Source organism: Idiomarina fontislapidosi (genome assembly GCF_003226255.1).
In the GTDB taxonomy this organism is placed as follows: domain Bacteria; phylum Pseudomonadota; class Gammaproteobacteria; order Enterobacterales; family Alteromonadaceae; genus Idiomarina; species Idiomarina fontislapidosi.
In genome coordinates, this window is the sequence record NZ_QJST01000015.1 from 39,476 (window position 1) to 61,787 (window position 22,312).

The window sequence follows — 22,312 nt, forward strand, 5'->3', positions numbered from 1 at the left end:
TTTATGTCCGCCAAACCTGGAAATTTTTCCCGGTTGTTGTAAACTCTTCTAGAATCTACTAACTCGGATACAAAACGTGCGATATATCGACCTCTTCTCAGGATGCGGCGGACTGTCATTGGGGCTCAAAAATGCGGGCTTTGAAGGAAGGTTTGCAGTTGAAAAAAGCCCTGATGCATTTGGAACCTTTCAACATAATTTGTTAAGAGGTGAAGATACGCACTTTGATTGGCCTGATTGGCTTCCAAAGCAGCACTTGGGTATAGAAGAACTATTAGAAAACTTCTCTACGGAAATTCGAGGCTTGCGAGGCCACGTAGACGCTATAGTTGGTGGCCCCCCATGCCAAGGATTCTCCTTAGCCGGACGTCGTAATAGAGATGATCCCAGAAACAAACTCTCTGAGCTGTATATTCAAACTGTCAATTTAGTAAGGCCCAGATATCTATTATTTGAGAACGTAAAAGGTTTTAATACTAAGTTTAAGAAGGCTGATGGAACGGTCGATAAACTGTCATACGCAGAGATAGTAAAATCTCACTTAGAACAGCTTGGATATCGCATTTTTTCCAGTCTAGTTAATAGTGCTGATTATGGCGTGCCTCAGGTAAGGCAAAGGTACATTTTAGTAGGTGTTAGCGAGCAATATATCGGAGATAGAAATATTAACCCATTTGATATTCTAAACGAGATCAGAGAGGGTTTTCTTCAAACTAAAGGTTTACCATTGACTCCCATCCCGGTAAACGATGCAATTTCTGATTTAGCTACTACTAACGGTCAGTTGATACCTCACTCTGGGGGGGAGAAATCAAAATTCCTTAAGCTAGCTTATACGGAGCCAGCTAATGTGAATAACTACTTACGTTTGATGCGCTCTAATTTTACTGGAGCCCCCAACAGCATGAGACTCGCGAGACATAAGGACAGCACCAAAGAGAAGTTTTTAAAAATTCAAAGAATCGTTTCTCCTGGCAAGTCTTTAACCGATGAGCAAAAGCTCGAGTTAGGAATGAAAAAGCAAGTACTAACTGTACTCGACCGTCGTCAGGCATCACGCACAGTAACCACTCTCCCTGATGACTTATTGCATTATAGTGAGCCAAGAATATTAACCGTTCGAGAGAACGCGAGACTGCAATCATTCCCCGATTGGTTTGAATTCCGTGGTAAATATACAACGGGGGGTAACAGAAGAGCCGTTGAGTGCCCGAGATATACTCAAGTAGGCAATGCAGTACCTCCTCTTTTGGGCGAAGCGTTGGGCAACATGTTGCTCTCTTTAGAAAATGAGTTATTTAATTAACAAAACAGATTATTTAAGGTAAGTTGACAGTTGCCTTTTTATTCTTGACCTCAAGGAAGGGCATGGTAATTAACTAGATATCTAATTTTCGACATATATTTTCAAGTGATAATGAATTCTCAGGATCTTTATGGGCAGCGCGTCAGAAGAATTAAAAGAACACGAAATTGTAGCTAAGCTGAAAGAAGGGCAGAAGCAATCCACTAAGCTGCGCACTGATGATAAGGTCTTGGCGCGCGTAACGGATGGTATTTATCGGTTCCCGAGCTCTGCATTACGCGAGCTTATATCCAATGCATATGATGCTGATGCAGAAAACGTATACATTGATACCGACGTTCCACGATTCAATACAATGACCATTAGAGATGATGGCAATGGTATGTCTATCGATGCATTAGTAAATATGATTCATCATATTGGTGGTAGTGCAAAACGCTCCAATAAAGGACGAGATTTAAATGTTACTGATAATTCAGATAATACTCGTAGTTTGAAGAAAAAAAGAAAACTGATCGGAAAAATCGGAATAGGTTTGTTTAGTGTTGCTCAATTAACTAGAAGCTTTGAAGTCATAACAAAACAACAGGGAGATGACTTTTACTCACGAGCAAAGGTTGAGCTTTTTAATTACTCGGATGAGTTAGAAGAAGTGGATTCAACTTCATCTGATAGAGGTAAAAGTTTTCAAACAGGCGAGGTCGACATTTGGACAGAAAAAACTGATAACATAACTGCTCATGGCACAGACATAATACTAAAAAACTTAAAGCAAAGTGCGAAAGATCAGCTGAGAAGTATAGATAGATGGTCGCAAACACAAAATGAAACTGATCCAAACTTCGAAAGTTATATAGATGAAGTTTCAAATCTGGATTTTGAATCGGATTTAGATATTCTACTTCAAAGTAAAGATACTCTTAGAAAAAATAACTCTGCGAAAGCGATATTACCAGATTATCATGTGGGATACCTATCATATGATGAAAATGGTTTATCTTCTTATAAAAGTGAACTTAGCAGAAATCCCTCCCTGCCTTGGACAAATCAGACCGATAAAAATGAGCGTTTCAAATGTCTATATGAAGCTATTCTCGAGCAAACTAAGAATGCCGTTAGTCCCAAGCTAGGACAAATACTTGATAATTACTTATATGCTATATGGACTCTCGGGTTGTCTGTTCCGCTTCCTTACATTGAAAAACACCCATTTGAGCATATGGAGTCAGAATTCGAGCATTTATACGTAATAAATAATGAAAAATCTGGTCAAGCTATAGATATAAAGGGAAAACTAGATCCTGAGTTTAACATTGGGGATAATCTTGGGCTTAAATCTCATGGTGAAAAATCAAAATTCAACGTTATAGTTGATGATATTAAACTTTATCGGCCTCTCAAATTTAAAGACCTTCCCGAATCTAAAGCAAAAATTAAGAAGCCGATAATGTTTATAGGTAAGTATGCACCAAGCCTTACCGATAAAAGTATAAAGGATACTGGAGGAGAGTTGGAATTTGAAGCATACTTGATGTGGACACCAAAAGTTAGCCCAAGAGATCATAACGGGGTTTTAGTACGAGTTCATGATGCTTCCGGAATCCTTTTTGATGAGACATTTATGAAACATCAAGTAGCCGAACAGACAATTAAAAGTCAGCTAACAGCAGAGATTTTCGTGACTAAGGGGTTGGACTCAGCACTAAATATAGACAGAGAATCTTTTAACGTTGCACATCCTCACTATCAAATAATAGTACGTTGGCTTCATAGCGCCATTCGTCAGGTCGTTAATAAATATAAATATTTGAAAAGAGAAATTAACGAGAAGGCAAGTGATACTGCGAAGAAAAAGTTTATAAGTGAAATTCAAAATGTAGTTAAACGTAGCTTTATAATAAATAATCGAGATCCAGATGAAAGGTCTGATTTAATCATTCAGAATCATGAAGCTAGTAATAAAGAAACGATATCTTTAATAGATAACGAAACAACGATAGATAACTATGTTTTTTCAAAAAGACGTCTCGATGAACTATTAAAAAAATATGAAATAAATAGTCAAAAAAAGAAAGAAAATGTAATAGAAAAATCTAGAGCAGTATTAAATATACTAGAATCATATAATTTATTAATTGATTTGACTGTTAGTCAGCAAGAACAAATGTTATCAGATATCATCGAAGTGCTAGTGGTCGAGGTTTAATATGAACTTTTTTAAATCGAACAACTCGCTTTTTGATGATGATGAAGTTTTTGGGAAAACGGGTTCTGAATATAAATCAGAGTTTAAACCTTGGCATAAGCCTAGAAAGCAACTAATAAGGGATTGGCAGTGGTTGGACCAAATCAAACGTATATTAGAGAGGTCCTCCTATAATTATGTAGATACGGTGAATTATTTTGGTTTGCCCGGTGGGGATTTGTTAGATGTTAATTTTTTACGTCGGGAATTAAAGGGTTCAAGCAGTTTCAAAGGAAAAAAGCTTGGGGTTCATGGATTCGTAGACTCCGTTTATGATTATGGTGCGGCTCAAGTCAGTTTAACCAAGCTATTAGATACCGAAGATATTTCCGGTAATTCTAAAGTTGATCAGTTTAAGTTTGAAGAACTTGCGAACGCTAGATCCGAGGCTTGGAATCGTATTAAAAAGTTTGGAAACTATCATTTTATAAATTTGGATTTTTGTAACTCAGCTATTAAGGCTTCGTCGCTGCGTGCTATCTATCTCTTATTAAGCCATCAGATGGCACATTTGACGGGTACCCCCTGGTTGTTTTGTCTCACAACACGACTTAATAGAGGTGGAGAAGTTGAGGGGATTGTTACGAAATTCGAAAGAATAATCACCGAATATTTAAAGCACCAACCTGTATCGCAAAAGGTTGAAGATTGTTTTTCGGAAATTTATGAAGCTTTCAAGACCAGTGAAGCTTTATCATCCGTTGAAAGGGAGTCAGATTTTAATACTCTCCTGCAAATTTCTTTAGTACTTTGGGTTATAAAGGAAAGTTACAAACATGAACATGAAGTTGAATTAGTTAGTTCATTTAAGTATAAAATTGATTTCTATTCGGATGTGTCTGATATGCATTCTTTTGTCTTTCGCTTCTATAAGGAGGACGTTACCCAAGCGGATAGTTTGGGCTTAGTTGAAGGAGTGAAGGAAAAAAGAGATCTTTCTTTTTCTCAGTTTCAATCTGCAACTAAAGCTATCGATAAGATAAGTACCTCGCTAGATGTTGATAAACACCTTTCTGAGAATAAGGCTGATCTATTAAAATATGCTCAGCAAACTGTAGAGTTGCTTAAAGAATGTGGTTATGAAACCGGTGAATACTATAACAAAATGAAGGAGTATGGATACGATTTTGATTAGCGAGTTTGGCTGATTATAAAAGAAATTCATATAAAAACTAATTTTGTGTGATAGGAGTTAAGATCTTTAATGTTTTTTTAGCTTACTCGAGTAACTGATTAAACTTTTTTTTTAGATCTTTATTGTCAATTTTATGCTTTTTAGCCTTAAAGATCGTTGTTTCTAGTCTTTTATTTAAGAACTTTAATGTCCGCCCACAGTGGCCCACACTATAAATCAACTATATCAGCCCCACTGGGCGCGGCCTTGCATGTTGCGCCCAAAATCATTCTACGAGTATCATCTTGTTTGCCATAAATGTATGCACATAAATGGGGATTATCAGGATTAACATTGGCTGCAAGCGTAGGCTCTTTCTGCGTTTGTCTTACTTTTTTAGGTGTTTGATAGTTACTCATTGCGGCAACAGCACATGGCGAAACCTCCCCACCAAAATCCTCGAAAAGACTCAGGTTTTTATTGCCTAACTGAGTGAGTGCCTCACTTGGGGTAATAGTCAGCGTGTCGCCATCTAATATGAGGAGAAACGCTGCTTCTGCTGAGCTTTTAGTGTCCTCTGGATCGGCAAAGGTTAAGGATACTGTCGATTTATTGGGTGCCGGTCCTTTAACTAAGTAAATCGACGACTGGTTGAATGTACCCTTAATAAAACGAGACTGGTTGGCTAATTTTATCGTCGTCGGTTCGATGTTGAAGTCGATTTGGTTGAACAGTTGATTCGCTTGTTGTTGTAACTGGTTACGCGCGTCGACAGAAAAGAAAGACGTTAATCCGAGATAGTGAGGATCCTTTGAGCAGACGTGGCTGTTAGCTTGTGTGCTATTCGAGTTAAGCCATTGCTGGTATTCATCCGCAGCCTCAAATGAGCGACTTAATTGGTCGCCAATACGATCTAATTGCTTATCGAGTTGCTCGGCATAAGCAAATAGCTGAGTAGCGAGGTACGTTTCACTGTTTGTATAAGAGGTTTCTGAAACGTTAAAGGTTTCTGGTTTAATATCACCCTGCATTAAGCGTGTTACGGGTGCGGTCACCTTAAAGGCGTCATAATGAGATGAGTCCGGTCGATGTACGATGATGCGGTATTGTGAGTAGATAGCTTGATGTTCTTTTTCGGTGTTTTCATTTGTATTAACAACAATCGTGTTAAAGAACCAGTCGCGCAGCTGAGGGGTAGTGCAATCTTGGCATTGGATAAGATAAGTAGGTGTTTCAAGTGTTTTGCCGAGTGAGTTGAAGCTGGCTAAAAGCAGTCCGAGTAGAAGAATTTTGCGCATTGTGCTTTCTCTTTTTGTAACATTAAAGATACATTACGATAGTAATACTGTTTTGTCAGCATTAAATGACATCATTATCGGGTTGCCTCTCTGAATGATGCGCTTCGCATATGCATGCTATCGTGTCATAGTAGCTACTTAGTCAACATATGCTCTGTTGTCCGTTTCACTGAATTAAGAAGTGGAGTTTATGAGTCACGATCATCACCATCACCACCACCACGATATGTCGTCAAACCGAATTGGATGGGCGTTCTTTCTTAATTTAGGCTTTACCATTATTGAGTTTATTGGTGGCGTGTTAACCAACAGTACAGCGATTTTAGCTGATGCGGTGCACGACTTAGGTGATAGCTTATCAATTGGACTCGCCTGGTTACTTAATAAATTTAGTAAGCGCGATCCCTCCCAAACATTCACTTACGGTTATCAACGGCTGTCGTTGGTCGGCGCCTTTATCAATGCGGTTATTCTTATTGCTGGCTCGATATGGGTTCTTTATACCGCTATTCCTCGGTTATTGGATCCTGTTATGCCGGTTGTCGAGGGCATGATTGGCTTGGCAGTGTTTGGGGTTGCAGTGAATGGTTATGCGGCTTTTAAATTAAGCGCGGGTGAGACGCTAAATGAACGTGTCTTAAACTGGCACCTAATTGAGGATGTGTTGGGTTGGGTCGCGGTATTGATCGTTTCAATCGTGCTGTATTTTGTTAATTGGCCCATTCTGGATCCTTTGTTATCTATCGGTTTTACCCTGTTTATATTGTTGAATGTAATCCGTACCCTTGCCTCGACTGTAAAACTGTTTGTGCAAGCGTCGCCTAGCGAAGAAGCCTATATCGCCATTCAAGAAAAACTGATAAAACTAGATGACGTTAAAGATGCCCACCATATTCATTTTTGGTCGCTTGATGGGGAGCGTCACGTATTAACGGCGCATATTGTGGTTGCGCGTGAGCTTACCGCGGCACAACGTGTTCAGCTGAAATTGAGAATTTCTGAAGCGCTACAAGGGTTTAATTTGGCGCATACGACAATCGAACTTGAGTATCCCGACGAACCCTGTCGAGACCATTAATAGGAGACCGATTTATGGAATTGTTTGGAAGCTATACTTCACCGTATGTACGTCACTGTCGGATCGTATTTAAAGAAACGGGCATCGCGTACTCGCTCACTGAAACCGACCACGATATGAGTGCAAAATTGAGTCCAGCAAAGAAGGTGCCCTTCTTGCATCATAATGAGTTACGGCTTTTTGATTCGTCGAGCATATTAAAGTATGTACGTGAAAAGAATGGCGAACGTTTTTTTGCGGATACTACAGACTATGACCAGTATTGCTTGGTCAATACAGCGATGGACGCGACGATTAACTTATTCCTGCTGAGTAAAGAGGGCGTGACGCCAGAAAACAACGGCTACATGAAGCGCCAGCAAGCACGTGTTCATGAAATACTTGCGTTACTGGAGCGCCGTGACCACGCAGTGGCGTACGAAGGGCCTCATCCTTTCAGTGATGGTGAACTGCGTCTCGGTTGTTTCCTGAGCTGGGGATTATTTCGTTCATTGCTCTCGCTCGACGAATTCCCCAAGCTGCAGGCATTTTTAGATAAAATTAACGACTACCCTATTTTCGCTGATACACATCCAAGCCTAAAAGATTAGGCTTGGATTGCTTTTGCGCGTTTTGGGATTTCCTCGTTGAGAAGCTCTACGTTACGTGAGTAATCAACGGGGACGTCGATAATGTGAACACCACCTTGTTCCATGCAGTCGCGCATCAGTGGTTGTAACTCCTCGGTAGCATTCAATCGATAGCCTTTAGCACCGTAGGCTTCCGCATACTTGATAAAGTCTGGGTTTTTGAAGTCCAGACCAAAGTTCTGTAACCCCATGTGCTCTTGCTTCCATTTGATCATACCGTATGCGCTGTCGTTGAGGATAAGCACCACCAGATCGAGGTTCATGCGGACAGCGGTTTCGATTTCTTGCGAGTTCATCATAAAGCCACCATCCCCACAGATGGATACTACTTTGCGGTTTGGATGAACCAGTTTCGCTGCCATTGCTGACGGCAAGCCTGCTCCCATCGAGGCTAACGCATTATCGAGTAAAACGGTGTTGGGCTGGCGCGCTGGATAATTGCGGGCAAACCAAATTTTGTAGATACCGTTATCGAGGGCAATGATACCGTCGTCCGGCATGACCTCTCGCACTTCTTCTACCAAGCGTTGCGGTAACATGGGGAAAGCCTCGTCATGCGCTCCTTCATCGGTGTGGTCGCGCATATGTTCACGTACTTTCAGCATGAACTCGAAATCCCAATGTGACTGTGGCTCGATGCCCTCTTTAAGCTGCCAGATACTGTTACCGATATCGCCGATCATGCTGGCGTGTGGGAAGTAAACAGAATCGACTTGCGCGCCTTGGAAGTTAATGTGAACCACCTTACGCTGATCAGGCTTCATCATGAACGGCGGTTTTTCGACGACGTCGTGTCCGACATTAAGAATTAAGTCCGCTTGCTCTATCGCGCGATGGGGATAGTCACCATCCGAAACCGCCGCATTACCCAACCAACGTGGGTGGTCCTCATTGATGACGCCTTTGCCCATTTGTGTCGTGATAAAAGGAATACCCGTCTTGTCGACAAATGCGCGGAGCATTTTCGCAGTAATTTTTCGGTTTGCCGCTGCGCCAATGACAATCAGCGGATGCTTAGCCTCTTTCAATAGTTTGAGGACATAGTCGACTGACTTATGTTCGGTAATTGGTCTGCGAGAGTAGCTCGGCGTAATCGGTGTGGCATCCACTTCTTCGGCCGCAATATCGTCAGACAGCTCAAGGTGTGCGGCACCAGGGCGCTCATCTTCTGCACGGCGGAATGCTTCGCGTACATGTGAAGGTATCGTTTTAGCGCTGATGATAGGCTGTGTGTACTTAGTAATCGGCGTCATCATGTCGATGACATCAATAATTTGAAATTGACCCTGTGGTCTGTCTTTTATCGGTTTTTGACCGGTAATGACGACCATTGGCATCGCGCCAAGCTGCGCATACGCGACCGAAGTGACTAAGTTGGTAGCACCGGGCCCAAGGGTCGATAAGCAGACACCAGGCTTGCCAGTTAAGCGTCCATAGGTTGCCGCCATAAAGCCAGCAGCTTGTTCGTGTCGAGTGAGTACTAATTCGATGGATGATTTTGAAAGTGACTCGAGTAGGTCGAGGTTCTCTTCTCCTGGAATCCCAAATACATATTCAACGCCCTCGTTCTCGAGCGCTTTTACCATGAGGTCTGCCGCTTTCACTAAGACACTCCTTTTAAATTCGTATGAATATTGAAGTGTTACGTGGTGACGGGCAATTATGATCAAAAAAGGGCGGTGACTAGGACCGCCCCTCGTTATACAGCGTTAAACTCGATTAAGAGTTATCTTCGCTTGAAGTCATGTCTTGAAGACGAGTACGCAACCCTTCATCGCTTTGCGCACGTTGAATAATCATGTTGTACTGTTGTGGAGTCAGGCCAGAATCCTCAACCGCCGCGATCATTTCTTTTTGCGCTTCTTGCTGAATGCTACGCGCATCTTCTTGGTTCTCAGCATTTTGGAATTTGTCACGATATTTAGTCGTCACTTTTTGAACGTCTTCCATTGCTGCAACAAACTTCACCAACATACCTTCAGTGATTTCTTGTTGAGCTTGTTGCTGAGCCATCTGATTTTGCGCCGCATTGTCTTGAGTTTGCGCCGCTGCTGCAGTAGTAGCCAATGTCATAGCTGATGCAAGTGCAATCATTGTCTTTTTCATGGTGAACTCCTGTTGTTCAAAAATTTACTCACTTCTACTAAAGCCAATATCGTGCCAACTTTATAACCGTTTGAAATATATAGAAAAAGTAAATATCGAAAATCATACAAGGAAAATTTACCGTTTCTTATGTATCCTTTTGATACACACAAAGGAGGTAACGTGACAAAAAGATACACTTTGCCACTCTCAAGTATTCAGCGCCGATTGCTGCTTTATGTCGTGATTCCAATGCTCTTTATGTCGGGCGCCGCGATTACGTTTGGTTTGAATATCGCTGGGCAACAAGAAGAGGAACGTTTAAAGACCGACCTTAAACTGATTGGTCGAGCGATTAGCTTGCCGATCAGTGATGCTCTGTTAAACAACGATCTCGCGACGGTACAAGCTAACTTAGATTCAGTATTTAATATTGGTCGCGTTTACGGCGCTTCGGTTTACGATGTAAATGGCCAGCAGGTCGCTGAAGCGGGTGTTACAGAAACTGACCTATCCGATAGCTGGTTAGCACGGCAAACGGTGCAAACTGGGGTGTCGCAAGATGATTATCGCCAAGTTGAAGGTCGTGAGGTGTTCTCTCAGTTTCTCCCCATCGTGGATCGTGGAGGACGTATTATTGGGCTTCTGCAAATTAATCGGCGAGCCAGTGATTTTGATGAACGGTTTGAACAACTGAGCCAAGTGGCTTGGATCAGTTGGTTTATTTTTGCAGTGGTGACTATCGCGGTGCTGGTCTTTGGTCACTACCGTGGTGTGGGTCGGCATGTATTGTATCTACGAAATATCATGCAGCAGGTGGCCGATGGTCGCCGCGATGTGCGTGTTGATACCCAAGGTCCGAGCGAGATCGTGGCAATTAGCCAAGGGTTGAATGAAATGCTCGAAGCCATTACGCGTGCCGAACACGAGATTCGCGATAGACGACAGGAAGAACAGCGCTTGAATGAAGCGCTACGAGCACAAGAGAAAATGGCCGCGATAGGTTCAGTATCCAGTGGCGTAGCGCATGAATTAGGTGCACCACTTACGGTAATCGATAACCGAGCGAAAAAACTGCTGAGACATGCAACGGCGGACGACGATAAGCGCCAACTGCAAGCGATTCGTGGACAGGTTCATCGTTTAACACGGCTTGTGAATCAGTTACTTGCTTTCTCTCGGACGCCCGTGAGTGAACGCCAAGATGTGGCGATTAAGACACTCATTGAGCGTGCTCAAACAAGCATTAGTTTTGAGCTAGAGCACGATGATATTCACTGTGTGTTCGATTACTCAGGTAATGACACGTGTCGGGTGGATATATCGCGCATGGAACTGGCATTAGTCAATGTACTTCGTAATGCCTATCAAGCCGCTGAATCGGAAGTATGTATTGTTGTCAGCCGTACTCCGCGTGCAACTGAAATTATGATTATGGATGATGGTGAGGGTCTCACTGAGCGCGCTCAAACGCATGCGACCTCGCCCTTTTATAGCAGCAAAACGACAGGTGAAGGAACAGGATTGGGGCTGACCATTGTGCAACATATTATGAGCGACCATGAGGGCGAGCTAAAACTTGAGAACCGCCCAGAAGGTGGGTGCTGTGTCATTCTATCGCTTCCGCACGCAGCCTTCAGAACAGGAGAACCGAATGATATCGAGTAAAGCGCAGATAGCTGTCATCGAGGACGACTCTGCACTTCGTGAGTTACTTGTTGAGGAGCTTGAGACCGAGGGGTATATCGTTTCTGCTTATCCCTCGGTGGAGGAGTATCAAAGTGAACGCCCCCCGGTTGATGTGATTGTCAGCGATATACGCTTGCCCGGCTCTTCGGGCTTATCGCTACTAGAACACGTTAATGAGGCGGGTGCGCCAGCACTTATCCTGATTACTGCATTCGCCACAGTCGATCAGGCGGTTGATGCGTTAAAGCAAGGGGCGGCTGACTTTTTGACTAAGCCTCTTGATGTTGAGCATCTCCTGCTCAGCGTTCAGCGAGTATTAGAACACCGTTTACTGAAACAAGAGTTAACCCGGTTTAAGTCACAACAGAAAGGCCCTGCGGGACTGATTGGTCAAAGTCCTGCAATGCGTAAGCTGTATCATCAAATTGAACGCTTAGGGACTGCGGGTGGAAGCGTCCTTATTACGGGTGAATCGGGAACCGGTAAAGAATTGGTTGCTCGCGCTATTCATGAACTCAGTGATCGGCGTGACAAGCCTTTTCAAGCCGTGAACTGTGCGGGTATTCCTTCTGAACTTATGGAAAGCGAGTTTTTTGGTCATACACAAGGCGCGTTCACTGGCGCACAAGGTAAACGTTTGGGGCTATTTAAACAGGTTGATGGTGGCACGCTGTTACTTGATGAGATTGGTGAAATGCCGCTGGCATTGCAAGCTAAACTTCTTCGGGTACTACAAGAAGGAACCTTGCGAGCGGTCGGTAGCGATGAGGAAGAACAAGTTGATGTACGTATTATTGCCGCCACCCATCAAAATTTAGAGCAGCGCGTGCGTGATGGCGAGTTTCGTGAAGACTTGTTTTATCGACTTGAAACCTTCAGTGTGAAGGTTCCTGCATTGCGCCAGCGCGGCGAAGATGTTGAGCGTTTAGCTCATCATTTTATTAGCGTGTACGCAGAAAAAGCCGGTAAACGTATTACTGATATTGATACCGATGCACTCGATGTGCTCTATCGTTATCGATTTCCTGGCAACGTACGAGAGTTACAGAATGCGATTGAGCGCGCAGTGACCTTTGCTCAATCACATCATTTACAAGTCGACGATTTACCTGAGCGTATGCTGGAGGTGCGTGATCCAACGGCGGATACGCAGCCGCACTGGCATACGTTACAAGCACACCAAGACGCATATATTCAGGATGTTATGGATCATGTCGGGGGTAATAAAAAGAAAGCGGCTGAAATTTTAGGTATTACGCGGCGCACGCTTTATCGTTGGTTGGACGGTCAGACTGATCAATCTGAAAGCTAAAAGCGTAATAGAGGCATCAGAGTACACACGCAAAGGAGTATACCGTGAAGATTCTAATGGTTATGACGTCTCACGATGAGTTAGGTGATACAGGTAACAAAACGGGCTTTTGGTTTGAAGAGTTCGCGGCACCGTTTTACACATTTGTCGATGCAGGTGCTGAAGTAACAATTGCATCGCCTAAAGGCGGTCAACCACCGATCGACCCTAACAGTGAAGCGGATGATGCTCAAACTGAGGCGACTGATCGATTTAATAAAGATGAAGCAGCGCAGAAGAAGTTAAGTAGCACGTGCAAGCTTGATGAAGTGTGCGTTGATGACTTTGACGCGATTTTCTACCCAGGTGGTCATGGTCCGTTATGGGATCTGACGAATGATGAGCAATCGATTGACCTAATTGAGAAGTTCTGGTCAAAAGGAAAGCCGGTCGCAGCAGTTTGTCATGCGCCAGCGGTGCTACTAAACGCTAAAACACCGGGTGGCGATCCGCTCATTCAAGGTCGCACGGTTACTGGGTTTAGTAATTCTGAAGAAGAGGCCGTTGGGCTGACCGAAGTGGTTCCGTTTTTACTCGAAGATGAGCTGAGCGCTAAAGGTGGACATTATCGTAAGGTCGATGATTGGCAGTCATATGCCGTACAAGACGGTATGTTGATTACAGGCCAAAACCCAGCATCATCTGAGCAAACGGCCGAACGTCTGCTCGATGTGCTAAGAGCTATGATTTAAAAAGAAACGGCTAAGCTGGCATCAAAATGTATGATGCCAGCTTACTCCGATACTTGCAGAACGGCCGATGCCGGGTTCAAACGAACGTCCACTCCCTTGGTTGACCACAACAGAGCCTACGTAGTCTTTATCAAGTAAGTTATCTACTCTAAGCCACGCTTCGAAGGCATTGTTACCGATTTGCCAGTCCTGGGTTACGGCTAAGTCCCATTTGACATAACTGGGCGCGTTAACTGCATTACTATCATCCGCATAAGTTTCGCCACGATACTGCCCCAATAGCTGTACTTGGGTTGTGGCTATAGGCTGCCAAGTCAGTCGGGTAAACCATTGACTGTCGGCTACGCCAGGCAGTTGATTACCGCTAAACATACCGCCTTGATAGGTGGCATCAATGTAGCTGTATGAGATAAACCCATCGATTTGCTCGGTCAGTTGTAAATTGAGTTGCCATTCGATACCCTGCCGCTCTGTCTCGCCCGCGTTGCGGTAAGTAGTGCGGCCATCGTTTGACTGATCAATAACAATGTCATCCTCAGATTGGATATCAAACATTGCTAACTGCGACGAGAACTGTCCCGGTTGACTGAACTTTAAACCCCATTCGGTTTGGCGATATTGGCTGGGTGAGAGCTCGGTATTGAGACCACTACCATTATTGCGATAAGCAAGCTCGGTGAGTGTTGGTGTTTCAAAACCCGATCCCAAACTAACATAGCTTGACCAATTAGGTGCAAAAGCCCATGACAGACCAACGGCTCCTGAGTTGTCGCTCAGTTCATTCTGACCACTATCATCGGGGTCGCCCGGCATTATAAATTGATCATCAACCGAGAAATCGAACCGACTGTGTCGCGCGCCTGCGGTTAGCCGCCACTGCTCATTAAACTGGTGAGTAAGTCGAGTATACACCGCTTGTTTGCGAACGTGATTGAACTCACTACGGCGTAGATCGCCCTTTTCACCTTGGTCGTTTACAAACCCAAATCGATGGTCTTGCTGGCGCTCATAGCGCAATCCAAAACCGATGTCCGTTTGCGACGTTGCTTGCCACTCAAAGTAAGCTGAACTTCCCTCAAATTGACGAGATAAATCAATAACCGCGCCCGAACTGCCTATATCGTCACCTGCAAAGGGAAGAAATTGCACGACATCGCGATCACCTTGCCAGGCTGCAACACGAGCTCGGTAGTCACTTGCCTCGAGTTTCCATGTCATTGAGCCTTGTCGGTGATGAATCGACTTACGTGTATTAAAGTCGATTGCGCGACCTACGGTCTGCTCGGGATCTTGGCGCCAAGCATCAGGGGTGAGTGCACTCGGATCTTCTAAAAGTGGTGCCTTGTTATTATCGTAGCGCACAATAAGTTGTTGCTGGTCGTTGATATCAAAGTAATACCGTAGCCCTTGTTGTTGGCGCTTTGCCGTATTGTGGGGGCGCGGTCCCGAAGTGTACAAATCAGTCGCGATGAAGCGAAGTTTGTGCACATCGTTAACCCAATCGAATTGACCTTTACCACGAGTCAGATCATTCGCACCCGCAGCGAGCGTGATGTGACTGGCTGTTTGTTGTGGTGCACGCGTATTCCACTCGACTACGCCTCCCCCCGTATTACCGTAGAGCACTGCGAGCGGTCCGCGGAATACTTCGACGGTTTCCGCCTCATCTAAAATGATACTTGAGGTTTGCGCTTGGCCATCGGGCATGGATAGCGGGATCCCATCTACGTTTAATTGTAGGCCTCGCACACCGAACGCCGCGCGGGCGCCGTAGCCACGCACAACGAGGCGCGTGTCCTGAGCATAGTTGTAGCGCGTATCGGCTTGAATACCGGGAATTGCTCTTAGTGTATCGCCCGCATCAATGCTCAGGGAGGGTAACTGATTAGTAATATCAATGAAGTCAACGCTACCCGGCGCCATGCGCCATTCGGTATCAGGCTGTTGTGCGTTTACTTCGATGATCTCATTAATTTCTTGGCTAAAACAAAGGGCTGGCGCGAGTGCCAGCCCTGTCATGGTAAGTAAATACTTCATAGTTATTTTACAGGAGATAGTTTAATAAGCTGACCGCTATCAGCGTCGGTTAAGATATATAGAAATCCGTCTGGACCTTGCTCAATATCACGAATTCGGAAGCTGGTTGCATCCTCAAGCATGCGTTCTTCGTGTAAGACTCGGCCGTCTTCAAGATCTAAGCGCGCGATGGTCTGTCCGCGTAACGCAGTGACTAAGAGATCGCCTTTCCAGTGAGGGAACTGATCACCCGTGTAGAAAATTGAGCCAGCTGTAGCGATGGAAGGTAACCAATAATAAAAAGGTTGCTCTGTGCCTTCTTTGTGCGTGCCGATACCAATCTCACCGCCGCCGTAATCTTCACCATAGGTGACCGTTGGCCAACCATAGTTTTTACCAGCTGCTGGGATATTCACTTCATCGCCACCTTGTGGACCATGTTCGATTGTCCATAGTTCACCTGTGTCTGGGTGAATAGCGGCACCCTGTACGTTGCGGTGACCATATGACCAGATTTCATCGAGCGCGTCAGACTGACCGACAAACGGGTTATCTTCTGGAATAGAGCCATCTGGCCAAATGCGTACAACTTTGCCGTGATGGTTATCGAGTGTTTGCGCGTCCTGCATACGTGAATAGCGGTCGCCCAAGGTAATAAAGAGGTGACCTTCAGGGGAGAATATCAAGCGTGAACCGAAGTGAGCGTTGCTTTCATACTTTGGTGCCTGACGAAAAACGACTTCGCCTTGAGTCCAGTTATCGCCATCAATTTTGCCACGCATAACCGCTGTACTATTGCCCTTGCCACCGTCTGGATCGGGTTCTGAATAGCTGATGTAAACCCAGCCATTGTCTGCGTAATTAGGGTCGATATTAACATCAAGTAGACCGCCTTGGCTCTTAGCCACCACTTCTGGCGTGCCTTTGATAGCGGTTTTTTTACCATCGGGGGTAATCACGTTCAACGTACCCGAGCGCTCGGTTACTAGCATGTCGCCTGAGGGTAGGAAGACGATTCCCCAAGGGTGATTGAGCCCTTCGCTGATGGTTTCAAGCGATAGCGTATGACGTTCTGTTTCGACTTCTTGGGCGAGCGCTGTAGTGCCCATAGTGGTTGATAGCAGGGCAGCAGCCACTGCGGTAAGGGTACTTTTCATAGAGCCTCCACTCTTAACTTGTATAGCTTTGAATATTTTTAGTATACGTATTAATTGTAGATTTTGATGACTTTTCTTGATCTCTTTGTAGATCACAGCCTTACTTAATGATGTTGTTAATTATTCATTACAAAATTAAAGGAACGATTATGAAATCCAAGTCATTGTTAAAGGCGGCTGTGAGTGCCACACTGATTTTGCATTTAACGGCATGCGGCACACTGATGTACCCCGAGCGCAAGGGGCAGACGAGTGGACGTATTGACCCAGGTGTAGCGGCGCTCAACGGAGTGGGTTTATTATTATTCGTTATTCCCGGTTTAATCGCTTACGCGGTAGACTTTAACAACGGCACTATTTATTTGCCGAATTCTGCAAATGCGGAAACGAAGGAGAGCGATGGCTTGTACACGATTAAAGTGGATGGTCCTCTCACCAAGGATGAAAGCCGTCGATTGATTGAAAGTCATGTTGGTGGACCTGTCGATTGGAGCCAGTTGCAAACGCACTCAATGGAAGGCGTTAATGCCGATTCCATCACAGCTTCACTGAATAAGGTACAAGAAGCTCGATAATGGAAAATCAATCTTGGTTTGATAACTCGGCGCTGCTAACTCTTGCTCAATGGTTAGCAGCGCTTTTTGTTTTAGGCATCATTACGCTGATCGTGAGTATCGGTGTGATGTATGTTGTCGATAAGATCCAAACTCGCCACACTATCCGCCGCAATTATCCTGTGGTGGGTCGGTTTCGCTATATATTCGAACGCATGGGCGAGTTTATGCGGCAATATTTCTTTGCTATGGATCGCGAAGAAATGCCGTTTAACCGTGCGCAACGAAGCTGGGTTTATCGCGCGGCTAAAAACGCCGATCGCAACGTTGCTTTCGGTTCAACGCGAGATTTGACTCGCACAGGGACCATTATTTTTAGTAACGCGCCCTATCCGCCGCTCGCCGAGCAGTCGGTCAGCCCTCAACCCGTTAAAATTGGTCCTTATTGTGATAAGCCGTATTCTCCAACCTCATATTTTCATATTTCGGGTATGAGCTATGGCGCCCTTTCACCGGTTGCAGTTAAAGCATTATCTGCTGGCGCTAAAAAGGCAGGCTGTTGGCTGAATACTGGTGAGGGAGGACTATCGCCCTATCACCTCTCTGGTCACTGTGATGTGGTGTTCCAGATGGGGACTGCAAAGTTTGGTGTGCGCACTAAAGATGGACAGCTTGATGAAAGCCGCTTGGCGGAGTTAGGGCGTCATGATTCGGTTAAAATGTTTGAAATAAAACTCAGCCAAGGCGCCAAACCTGGTAAGGGCGGCATTTTACCTGGCATTAAAGTCAATCAAGAGATCGCAGAAATTCGGGGCATTGAGGTCGGTCAGGATGCCATTAGTCCAAACCGTCATCTTGAGATTAGCAACAATGAAGAGCTCCTCGATTTTATTGATAAAGTCCGCACGATAACGGGTAAGCCGACAGGCTTTAAATTTGTCATGGGTGACCCGAGTTGGATTGATGAACTCGTAGACAGCATTCTTAATCGTGGCGAGGAAGCGGCGCCCGACTTTATCACGCTAGATAGCGCGGATGGTGGTACCGGAGCGGCGCCACAACCTCTTATCGACTATGTGGGGTTAAAGCTTTCTGAGAGCTTACCTATTTTAGTCGACAAGCTGACCGAGGCCGGCTTGCATGAACGGATTCGTATTATTTGCTCGGGTAAAATGATTTCCCCCGCCGACGTGGCTTGGGCCATCGCTATGGGGGCGGACTTTGTCGTGTCGGCTCGAGGGTTTATGTTCTCGTTAGGCTGTATTCAAGCCATGCAGTGTAATAAAAACACCTGCCCGACGGGTGTTACCACGGATGATCCCAAGTTACAGCGGGGCTTAGATCCACAAGATAAGTCTGAGCGTGTCGCCAATTACCACAAATACCTTGAGTACGGTGTGAATATTATCGCTCACTCGTGCGGTGTCACCGATCCGCGCCAGCTGAACCGGCGCCATGCTCGGGTGATTAAACCGGATGGCGAAAGTATCAGCCTGGCGGATCGGTACCCACTACCGCCCGTTCGTCGACGCTAAGCTCAGTTCAGTGTGCTGACTGGTAATAGCGGAGCGATAAGTTCTGCTAGCTTGCGGAACGTTTGACGGCGGCTGGTGGTTGGTCGGTATACCATACCAATATCACGAAATGCCTCTTGGCCTGCTGGCTTTAATGGTTTGAGGTCGGTGTTATCAAGGATGCCACGGTCAATCGCCATCTGTGACATAAAGGTTGCACCTTTCTTAGCATCGGCCATCTGCACTAGACTGTGTAAGCTTGTCGCGGTAAAGGGGTTTACTTTGACGGTATCAGTCAACTGGCATGCAGCGACTGCGTGCCCAGTTAAACAATGTTCCTTTTCGAGCAGGAATATACTGCCGTCGGGAAGCTTATCGTAGTCAACCGGCTCACCCAGTTGATCTGCGATTTCCTTATGCGCAACCAGTTTAAAAGGGTCGCGCCCGAGTAACCATTTTTGGTTACCGTGAATATCCATAGGCAATGCCAGAAGCAGAATGTCTAACTCGCCGTCGCGCAATGCACTCAGCAAATTCGCGGTAGTATCTTCGGAAATCTGTAAGTCGAGCTTAGCGAAGTTCGCTTGTACACGTCGGCTCAATTCTGCGACCACAAAGGGGGCAATTGTCGGGATGATCCCTAATCGTACGGGTCCTTCCATGATGTTGCCGTGACCCTTGGCGTAATGCATGAGCTCTTCTGTTGAAGTAATAATTTTTCTCGCCTGTTCAACAACTTCTTCACCGAGCGCGGTAAACAAAAAGGATTTATGGTCACGCTCTATAAGCTGACAGCCCAGTTGTTCTTCAAGGTTTTGAATACCACTACTCAAGGTTGATTGGCTCACGTTGCACGCGGCAGCTGCGCGATTAAAGTTTTGCTGCTGGTGTAACGCAATCAGGTAATTCAGATTTTTCAAACTCGGTAATTTGCTCATTGTTCACCTATAATTATTGCTTTTTCGATTATCTTAATAGGTTTTATTCGTTTTATCCAATCAAAAACTTGCCCTAGTATGCTTCTCGAAACGTTAAGACACCTCTCAACGATTAGGAGAAGACATTATGTTGACAGTAGGCGATAAGTTACCCGATTTCAGTGTAGTTGCTGCGAAGCCAAAATTTAATATGCCAGAAGAAAATGGCGAAAGCGCGTTCGAAACAGTGACGCAAGAGAGCTTTGCCGGTAAATGGAAGATCATCTTCTTTTACCCAAAAGATTTCACCTTTGTATGCCCAACTGAAATTGTTGAGTTTGCCAAGTTAAATGAAGAGTTTGCTGACCGTGACGCAGTGGTATTGGGCGGCAGCACGGATAATGAGTTCGTTAAGTTAGCATGGCGCCGTGAGCACCCTGACCTTGACCGCTTGAACCAGTACTCATTTGCTGACAATGGTTCACTTGTCGATGGCTTAGGTGTGCGCGACAAAGAAGAAAACGTGGCATTACGTGCGACCTTTGTTGTGGACCCACACAACGTTATTCAGCACGTATCAGTGAACAACTTAAACGTCGGTCGTAACCCTGCTGAGATTCTTCGTATCTTAGATGGTTTGCAAACCGATGAACTTTGCCCTTGTAACCGCGCAGTAGGCGGCGACACGCTATAAGCATGGGCTGGTTGGGGGCTCTTAGGAGTCCCCGTATTAAATGACTCGTCAAAGTAGAGGTAATGATGGCGATTGCAGATTACAAACAGTTGTTAGGCGACCACGGCAAAGATACCAAGCTCAATTTGTCGAGTCTGTTTAACAGTGTAGATACATCCGGTTTAACCACCGATCAATTTTATGGCACCGCGTTGTCTCTGGCTTATAGTCTTGGAGATGAAGAGCTTATTCAGACCATTGAGAATGAGACCGGTGACAAAGTGGAAGATAACGTTAAGCAGGCTGCAAAACTGGCTGCTACGTTAATGGCGATGAACAATGTTTACTATCGCTTCCTGCACTTATCAAGCGATAAGCAGTTTTCTAAAATGCCTGCCGGTTTGCGCATGAACGCGATGGCTAACCCAGGTGTTGATAAAGCGGACTTTGAGCTATTTTCATTAGCTGTGTCAGCTTTAAATGGTTGTGGTTTATGTATTGATTCGCACGTTAAAACACTCGTACAGCACGATGTTACGGCGCAAGCGATTCAAACGTCAATTAAGTTGGCGGCGGTACTTAATGCAGCTTTGACTGCACGCAAACTGTCGTAATCCCCCTAGGAGCTGTGCTCCGATCCCTGTCTTGAGCAGCCCCAACTGCTCACAACGCTTTGCCCACCGCATGTCGGTGGGCTTTTTTTATCTTTTCGATGTTGTGTCCTAAGCTTATTAATACAAGAAGCGGAGGAACTATGAACATCAATGCTGAACGTTTGAAGTCGACATTACGTGAGCTTTCTCAAATTGGTTATAACGAATCCGATCATGGCATTTATCGCTGGGGATTTACCGATGCCGACATGGAAGCACGGCGATGGTTCTTAACGTTAGCTGAGAAGGAAGGCTTTAAGTGCCATATGGATGGCGCTGGCAATGTGTTTGCTGGAATCGGTGATTATCACGAAACACCTGCTGTATTAACGGGATCTCATTTAGATACTGTGCCAGCTGGCGGCATGTTTGATGGCGCACTCGGTGTACTCGCGGGCCTTGAAGTCTTGCGTACGTTGAAAGAAAACGACGTGAAATTGAAACACCCTGTTTGGGTGGTTGGTACAGCTGAAGAGGAAGGTCGCTTTGGTGGAATGATGGGTTCCCAAGCGCTCGCAGGTGTCGTTAACATGGATTGGCTGATGTCAGCGCATGATGCCGACGGCGTATACCTAAAAGATGCAATGGCAAAACATAACCTTGATGTGATGGATGTGCTTGATGCAGCGTGGCCACCGAGTCGGTTAAAGGCCTTTTATGAGTTGCATATCGAACAGGGTCCGGTGCTTTTTAATGATGAAGTGACTATCGGTGCCGTTGAGGGCATTTCAGGAGTATTTAAGTGGATTGTGCATTTAAAAGGTAAGGCGGACCATGCTGGAACCGCGCCAATGAATATGCGAAGTGATGCGTTTATGGGTTTAGCTGATTTTGCACACGAGATCGAGCGCATTATCGCCGAAGATGGCACGGATAAAACACGCATTACCGTCGGTAAGGTGGAGTTAAAGCCAGGGAGTCCGCACACGGTGCCAGGCGAGGCAATATTTACCATTGTTGGGCGCGATATGAGTAATGATGTGATGACCGATCTCGCCGATGCATGTCGCAAGGCGTTGTCTGCCATCGCTCGGAAACATCGGCTGATGTTTGAGTATGAACAAGTCAGCTGGCTAAAGCCTCAATCCTGTTCAGATAAGTTGACGCAGGTCATAGAAAAAAGCGCTAAAGGGCGTAATCTAAGCTGCATCAGAATGCCCAGTGGGGCGGGTCATGATACTCAGTTTTTTGCAGAAATTACGCAGGCTGGGCTGATATTCATCCCATCGGTTAACGGTGTGAGTCATGCGCCGGATGAGTGGTCTCACTGGCATGATGTGGAAGCAGGTGCAAACATACTTTTAGATTGCATCTTAAATTCAGCAGAGTAATGCGGCTTTA

The 22,312-nt window shown here is 45.2% G+C and carries 19 protein-coding genes; 13 read left to right on the forward strand and 6 right to left on the reverse strand.

What is annotated here, in order from left to right; translation table 11 throughout:
• Positions 1-76: 76 nt before the first annotated feature.
• The 3 genes from DFP83_RS12255 to DFP83_RS12265 all read left to right on the forward strand — a co-directional run bounded on the left by DFP83_RS12255 (position 77) and on the right by DFP83_RS12265 (position 4,686).
• Positions 77-1,306, forward strand: a complete 1,230-nt coding sequence (locus DFP83_RS12255; RefSeq protein ID WP_110576156.1) for a DNA cytosine methyltransferase — start codon at positions 77-79, stop codon at positions 1,304-1,306.
• A 130-nt stretch (positions 1,307-1,436) separates the two neighbouring features.
• Positions 1,437-3,512, forward strand: coding sequence for an ATP-binding protein (locus DFP83_RS12260; protein ID WP_110576158.1), 2,076 nt, complete (start codon positions 1,437-1,439; stop codon positions 3,510-3,512).
• A gap of 1 nt (position 3,513) precedes the next feature.
• Positions 3,514-4,686 carry a PP_RS20740 family protein gene (locus tag DFP83_RS12265; RefSeq protein ID WP_110576160.1) on the forward strand — a complete coding sequence of 391 codons (1,173 nt, stop codon included), beginning with the start codon at positions 3,514-3,516 and terminating at the stop codon, positions 4,684-4,686.
• Between the two features lie 209 nt (positions 4,687-4,895).
• Here DFP83_RS12265 and DFP83_RS12270 read toward each other — a convergent pair whose 3' ends face one another.
• Positions 4,896-5,963: a hypothetical protein gene (locus DFP83_RS12270; protein WP_110576162.1), complete on the reverse strand. Its 1,068-nt coding sequence runs from the start codon at positions 5,961-5,963 to the stop codon at positions 4,896-4,898.
• Between the two features lie 190 nt (positions 5,964-6,153).
• Here DFP83_RS12270 and DFP83_RS12275 point away from each other — a divergent pair, with 190 nt between their 5' ends.
• Both DFP83_RS12275 and DFP83_RS12280 read left to right on the forward strand, forming a co-directional pair.
• Entirely contained in the window at positions 6,154-7,041 is an 888-nt protein-coding gene (locus tag DFP83_RS12275) for a cation diffusion facilitator family transporter (protein WP_110576164.1), read from the forward strand.
• A 14-nt stretch (positions 7,042-7,055) separates the two neighbouring features.
• A complete protein-coding gene (locus tag DFP83_RS12280; protein ID WP_110576166.1) occupies positions 7,056-7,631 on the forward strand; it encodes a glutathione S-transferase family protein in 576 nt (191 codons plus the stop codon).
• On the opposite strand, the gene DFP83_RS12285 is transcribed toward DFP83_RS12280, so the two are convergent.
• Both DFP83_RS12285 and DFP83_RS12290 read right to left on the reverse strand, forming a co-directional pair.
• Positions 7,628-9,274: an acetolactate synthase large subunit gene (locus DFP83_RS12285; RefSeq protein WP_110576168.1), complete on the reverse strand. Its 1,647-nt coding sequence runs from the start codon at positions 9,272-9,274 to the stop codon at positions 7,628-7,630. The two genes, DFP83_RS12280 and DFP83_RS12285, sit on opposite strands and share 4 nt — an antisense overlap.
• 115 nt (positions 9,275-9,389) lie before the next feature.
• On the reverse strand, positions 9,390-9,776 hold the full coding sequence (locus DFP83_RS12290; RefSeq protein WP_110576170.1) for a DUF4168 domain-containing protein: 387 nt from the start codon (positions 9,774-9,776) through the stop codon (positions 9,390-9,392).
• Between the two features lie 162 nt (positions 9,777-9,938).
• Between DFP83_RS12290 and DFP83_RS12295 the strand changes: the two genes are divergently transcribed.
• The 3 genes from DFP83_RS12295 to DFP83_RS12305 are packed head-to-tail and all read left to right on the forward strand — an operon-like array spanning position 9,939 to position 13,487.
• On the forward strand, positions 9,939-11,423 hold the full coding sequence (locus DFP83_RS12295) for a sensor histidine kinase (protein WP_241971647.1): 1,485 nt from the start codon (positions 9,939-9,941) through the stop codon (positions 11,421-11,423).
• Positions 11,410-12,756: a sigma-54-dependent transcriptional regulator gene (locus DFP83_RS12300; protein WP_110576172.1), complete on the forward strand. Its 1,347-nt coding sequence runs from the start codon at positions 11,410-11,412 to the stop codon at positions 12,754-12,756. Before DFP83_RS12295 ends, DFP83_RS12300 begins: the two co-directional genes overlap by 14 nt.
• Before the next feature lie 44 nt (positions 12,757-12,800).
• Entirely contained in the window at positions 12,801-13,487 is a 687-nt protein-coding gene (locus tag DFP83_RS12305; protein ID WP_110576174.1) for a type 1 glutamine amidotransferase domain-containing protein, read from the forward strand.
• Positions 13,488-13,508: 21 nt separating this feature from the next.
• Here the strand turns inward: DFP83_RS12305 and DFP83_RS12310 are convergent, their stop codons facing one another.
• Both DFP83_RS12310 and DFP83_RS12315 read right to left on the reverse strand, forming a co-directional pair.
• Entirely contained in the window at positions 13,509-15,524 is a 2,016-nt protein-coding gene (locus DFP83_RS12310; RefSeq protein WP_110576176.1) for a TonB-dependent receptor family protein, read from the reverse strand.
• A gap of 2 nt (positions 15,525-15,526) precedes the next feature.
• The gene (locus DFP83_RS12315) at positions 15,527-16,660 is read right to left on the reverse strand and encodes a PQQ-dependent sugar dehydrogenase (RefSeq protein ID WP_110576178.1); all 1,134 of its coding nucleotides are present in this window, start codon (positions 16,658-16,660) and stop codon (positions 15,527-15,529) included.
• A gap of 149 nt (positions 16,661-16,809) precedes the next feature.
• Between DFP83_RS12315 and DFP83_RS12320 the strand changes: the two genes are divergently transcribed.
• Together DFP83_RS12320 and DFP83_RS12325 are read left to right on the forward strand one after the other, a co-directional pair.
• Positions 16,810-17,235 carry a hypothetical protein gene (locus DFP83_RS12320; protein WP_110576180.1) on the forward strand — a complete coding sequence of 142 codons (426 nt, stop codon included), beginning with the start codon at positions 16,810-16,812 and terminating at the stop codon, positions 17,233-17,235.
• Positions 17,235-18,749, forward strand: a complete 1,515-nt coding sequence (locus DFP83_RS12325; RefSeq protein ID WP_110576182.1) for an FMN-binding glutamate synthase family protein — start codon at positions 17,235-17,237, stop codon at positions 18,747-18,749. The genes DFP83_RS12320 and DFP83_RS12325 overlap by 1 nt, the downstream gene beginning before the upstream one ends.
• Before the next feature lie 2 nt (positions 18,750-18,751).
• Here DFP83_RS12325 and DFP83_RS12330 read toward each other — a convergent pair whose 3' ends face one another.
• Positions 18,752-19,666, reverse strand: a complete 915-nt coding sequence (locus tag DFP83_RS12330) for a hydrogen peroxide-inducible genes activator (protein ID WP_110576184.1) — start codon at positions 19,664-19,666, stop codon at positions 18,752-18,754.
• 127 nt (positions 19,667-19,793) lie between these two features.
• On the opposite strand from DFP83_RS12330, the gene DFP83_RS12335 reads away from it, so the two are divergent.
• The 3 genes from DFP83_RS12335 to DFP83_RS12345 all read left to right on the forward strand — a co-directional run bounded on the left by DFP83_RS12335 (position 19,794) and on the right by DFP83_RS12345 (position 22,302).
• Complete coding sequence (locus DFP83_RS12335) at positions 19,794-20,339, forward strand: peroxiredoxin (RefSeq protein ID WP_110576186.1); 546 nt, start codon at positions 19,794-19,796, stop codon at positions 20,337-20,339.
• Between the two features lie 62 nt (positions 20,340-20,401).
• Complete coding sequence (locus DFP83_RS12340) at positions 20,402-20,932, forward strand: carboxymuconolactone decarboxylase family protein (RefSeq protein ID WP_241971648.1); 531 nt, start codon at positions 20,402-20,404, stop codon at positions 20,930-20,932.
• A 140-nt stretch (positions 20,933-21,072) separates the two neighbouring features.
• A complete protein-coding gene (locus tag DFP83_RS12345) occupies positions 21,073-22,302 on the forward strand; it encodes a Zn-dependent hydrolase (protein WP_110576188.1) in 1,230 nt (409 codons plus the stop codon).
• The last annotated feature ends 10 nt before the right edge of the window (positions 22,303-22,312 follow it).